A 4,258-nucleotide genomic window follows, 5' to 3' on the forward strand; every position below is an offset into this window, starting at 1 on the left:
GCTGAGGTAGCCGAAGAGCAGCACTGCCAGCACCATGAGGACCAGCCATGCCCCCGCTGCGACACTGTTGCCGGCAAACGGGCCCGAAATCGACTGCCAGACTCTGCCCATCGCCACCAACACAAGAATGTGGCCAAGGTAAACCGAATACGACATGTCCCCCAAGATGGCGAGTCGGCGCAAGATGCCGATACTGCCGCGGTGCTCCCATGCGGTAAAGGCCGCGAGCAGCAACGCGAAACCGATGCCCATCGTCAGGGGCCGAGGCAGGCCAGCGCCGGCCGTGATGCTCTGCGGCGGCGTGCTGCCGAGCAGGATAATGATGGCGAGCCCGACCAACGCAAGAATGATCGCCACCGGGCGGCTTATCCGCCGGAAGATGAGTGCCGTTCCTCCTCCGAAGATGAACTCGAGCGCCATCGCGTTCGCGGGCACCTGCACGAACGGGTCTGCGGAAATCGGCCCGTTCCAGTTGACGACGACGAGGATGACGAACCAGACGGCCAATACGGGAATAAGCAGTCGCTCCGGGAGGAACAGGATCACCGTGAATACGATGTAGAACCAGAGTTCCAGTGTCAGCGTCCAGGCGACGAGCAGTATCGGCAATGTGTTGGACGGCAGCAGGAAGAACGAGGTGAATAGGTTTACCTGGTTGCCCTGCGAGGCATTGATCCACGTCGGGAAGAGTAGGAATATGGGCAACAACAAGAGGAAGTATGCCCAGTAGGTCGGATAGATCCGGAACGTCCGGTTCCACGCAAATTTTGCGACATTGCGAACCGAGCCGTGCTTGCCTCGGGTGGTGAGCACCATCACGAAGCCGCTGATGACGAAGAAAAGATCGACGCCGGCCTGGCCGCCATCGAAGAAACCGGGGAGAAGGCTCTCCCCGGAGAAGTACCTCGCCTCGGTGTCGAGCAAGTGGAACGCCACCACCGCCAGCGCAGCGAATCCTCGAGCGACCTGGATCGACTTGAGTTGTTTCGCTCCCGCGCGCACCGCCACCGGCTCTGACGTTCCATCGGTCATGAGCGCTTGCGCTTCTCCCGCACCCGCATATTGACGTTGATCGGGCTGCCATCGAATCCGAAGATTTCACGCAGGCGGCGGGTGATGAAGCGCCGGTACTGGGGGTCGAGGAACCCTGTCGTGAAGAGTACGAAGGTCGGTGGCCGCGACGCCGCCTGGGTGCCGAAGAGGATGCGGGGCTGCTTACCACCGCGTACGGGATGCGGGTGCTCCTGTGTGAGCTCCGCCAGCAACGCGTTGAACTTACCGGTCGGAATACGGGTATCCCAGGACTCGAGTGCGAGCTCGAGCGCGGGAACCAGTTTCTCGAGGTGACGCCCGGTCTTGGCGGAAATGTTGACGCGCGGCGCCCACGCCACGTGCGACAGGTCCTGCTCAATTTCGCGCTCCAGGTAGATGCGACGTTCGTCGTCCAGGAGATCCCACTTATTGTAGGCGAGCACCAGGGCTCGGCCCGATTCGAGCACGAGGTCGACGATCTTCAGGTCCTGCACGCTGATCGGCGCCGACACGTCAATGACGACGACAGCTACTTCGGCCTTCTCGAGCGCGGCCGACGTGCGCAGGGTGGCATAGAAGTCGGCCCCCTGGGCTAGGTTCACTCGGCGACGGATGCCGGCGGTGTCGACGAATCGCCAGAACTTCCCGCCCAGCTCGATCTGCTCGTCGACCGGGTCACGGGTGGTTCCTGCGAGTTCATTGACAACCACTCGCTCCTCCCCCGCGGTCTTGTTGAGCAGGCTCGACTTGCCCACGTTGGGCTTGCCCAGGATGGCGACGCGACGCGGGCCGCCCACCTCCTCCTTGGCGACGGCCGAGATCTTCGGGAGGATCGTCAGGACGTGGTCGAGCAGGTCGGCAACACCACGACCGTGTACGGCCGAGACGGGCCAGGGCTCCCCGAGTCCGAGTGACCAGAGCGCGGCGGCATCCGGTTCCTGGTGAACGTCATCGACTTTATTGCCGACCAAAATGACGGGCTTCTTCGTGGCGCGCAGCATACGAACGACATGCTCGTCAGTGGATGTCGCACCCACCGTGGCGTCGACGACGAACAGCACGGCGTCGGCGAGGTCGATGGCGATCTCGGCCTGCGCTGCCACGGAGGCGTTGATGCCCTTGGCATCCGGCTCCCAGCCGCCGGTATCGACGATGGTGAACTGGCGGTCCGCCCATTCTGCTTTGTAGTTGACGCGATCACGGGTGACGCCGGGAGTGTCCTGGACGACGGCTTCTCGGCGCCCGATGATGCGGTTCACGAGTGCCGACTTGCCGACGTTCGGGCGGCCGACGATAGCGAGCACCGGCAGCGCGGGCAGATAGACGATCGCGTCAGGGTCTTCGGTCGCCAGGTCGAGGATGCCCAAGTCGTCATCATCGAGGTCGTAGTCGGCGAGCCCCTGGCGCAGGGCGCTGGCGCGCTGCGCGGCCTCGTCGTCGTCGATCCCCCGAATTCGTTCGGCGAGCGCCTCGTCGAGGTCGGGGAAATCGTCTCTATCGGACGAATCGGTAAGCTCGGCCATGGGGGGGGTTCCTTAGGTGTTCTGCGTGCCGCGCGGGTCTGCACTGCGCACGAGACTCACGACAGCCTGCACGGTCTGGTCGAAGTCGAGATCGGTGGAATCGATGGTGGTCACACCATCTGCGGCGGTCATGAAGTCCACGACGCGCGAATCCTGCGCGTCCCGTGAGGCAAGCTCTCGTGCTGTGGTCGAGGCGTCGACCCCGGTGAGTTCAGCAGAACGCCTGCTCATTCTAGCTTCCTCGGATGCCGTCAGCAGAATCCGCACCCTCGCATCCGGCGCGACCACGGTGGTGATGTCTCGCCCCTCCACGATGATGCCGGCGGCGGGACTGCCCTCGATGACGCCGCGAAACAACTTCACCAGGTAGCGGCGCACCTCGGGCACTCGGGCGACACTGCTCACGATATGGGTCACTCGGGGTTCCCGAATGTCGTTCGTGACGGTCTCGGCACCGACCCGGACGAAGTAATCATCGGGATCAGTGCCGATCGAAAACTCGAAGCCTGGCAGGGAGTCAATGAGATCGTCGCCGCCGTAGGTGTCTATGCCGCGCTCGAGGCAGAACCACGCGAGTGCCCGGTATGCGGCTCCCGTGTCGAGGTAGTCGAAACCGAGCCGTGTGGCTGCCGCCCGCGACACGCTTGACTTACCACTGCCCGCTGGCCCGTCGACGGCCACCACCAGTGTCGTCATGCGAACGCCCCGGCGATCTTCCAGCCCCGGGCGGCCAGCTCGGTCGACAGCCGTTCCTCGACCTCGGGCAGCACAGAGATCTCGGCGAGTCCGATCTGCGCACCCGGTGAATGCTCGAGCCGCAGGTCCTCCATGTTCACTCCGGCCTGGCCGATTTCGGTGAGGAGCCTCGCCAGCTCACCCGGAGTGTCATCCACTTTGACGACGATCTGGCTGAAATGGCTGGCCTGGCCGTGCTTACCGGGGAGGCGAGCCACGCCGGCGTTGCCACCGGCGAGGGATTCGGCGATGGCGCGCCGGGATCCCGTCGCCGTTGGATTCTCGAGCGCCCAGACGATGGCGTCGAGGTCGTCCCTGAACGCCCTTAGAATCTCGGCCACAGGGCCGGCGTTGGCCCCCAGGATCTGCACCCACAGTTCCGGATCGCTCGACGCTATACGCGTGGTGTCTCGCAGCCCCTGGCCCGCGAGCGACACCGCGGAATCACCGGCGCCGCCTAACCTGCGGGCGAGCAGGGACGCCACTACCTGGGGGGCATGGGAGACCAGGGCAACGTTACGGTCGTGATCCTCTGCGCTCATCTCGATGGGGAGCGCGCCGAGGTCGAGGGCGAGCTGCTCGACCGGTGCCGCACGGCGGTAGCTGATATCGCGATGACCGGCGATCACCCAGGGGCGCCCGATGAAGAGGTCTGCCCGCGCCGAGATGGCACCGCCGCGCTCCCGCCCTGCCATGGGATGCGAGCCGATGTATCGCGAGAGGTCGACACCCAGCGCACGCAACTCCTCGAGCGGTGCGACCTTGACACTCGCGACATCCGTCACCAGCGCCTGCGGATGTGCCCGAAGCTCCGCCGCGACAACCCTGGCCACGACGTCCGGCGGCACACAGACGACGACGAGCTCGGGCAGCTCCCCCGGTCGGCCGGGTCGCCCTGCGCCATAGTCGACGGCCAGTTCGAGCGCGGAGGGCGACACGTCATCCAGCGCGACATCCACGCCGCGTTC

Annotated in this window: 4 protein-coding genes; all 4 read right to left on the minus strand. The window is 64.9% G+C overall.

The genetic code is table 11. The features are described from left to right. The coding region (locus RMN95_RS14500) for an acyltransferase (RefSeq protein WP_309617617.1) at positions 1-1,032 on the minus strand (1,032 nt) is incomplete at its 3' end. Next, positions 1,029-2,555 (minus strand): ribosome biogenesis GTPase Der, encoded by a 1,527-nt coding sequence (gene der, locus RMN95_RS14505; protein ID WP_309617618.1) that lies wholly within the window; start codon positions 2,553-2,555, stop codon positions 1,029-1,031. The genes der and RMN95_RS14500, both read right to left, overlap by 4 nt. Positions 2,556-2,567: 12 nt before the next feature. Beyond that, positions 2,568-3,251 carry a (d)CMP kinase gene (gene cmk, locus RMN95_RS14510; RefSeq protein WP_309617619.1) on the minus strand — a complete coding sequence of 228 codons (684 nt, stop codon included), beginning with the start codon at positions 3,249-3,251 and terminating at the stop codon, positions 2,568-2,570. After that, positions 3,248-4,258, minus strand: a 1,011-nt coding sequence (locus RMN95_RS14515; RefSeq protein WP_309617620.1) for a prephenate dehydrogenase, incomplete at its 5' end; no start/stop codon positions are given. The genes RMN95_RS14515 and cmk, both read right to left, overlap by 4 nt.

Source organism: Salinibacterium sp. (assembly GCF_031364185.1).
Classification (GTDB): domain Bacteria; phylum Actinomycetota; class Actinomycetes; order Actinomycetales; family Microbacteriaceae; genus Rhodoglobus.

Coding starts and splice junctions, on each gene's coding strand:
- der (WP_309617618.1), bottom strand. CDS start 2,555: ATGGCCGAGCTTACCGATTCGTCCGATAGAGACGATTTCCCCGACCTC.
- cmk (WP_309617619.1), bottom strand. CDS start 3,251: ATGACGACACTGGTGGTGGCCGTCGACGGGCCAGCGGGCAGTGGTAAG.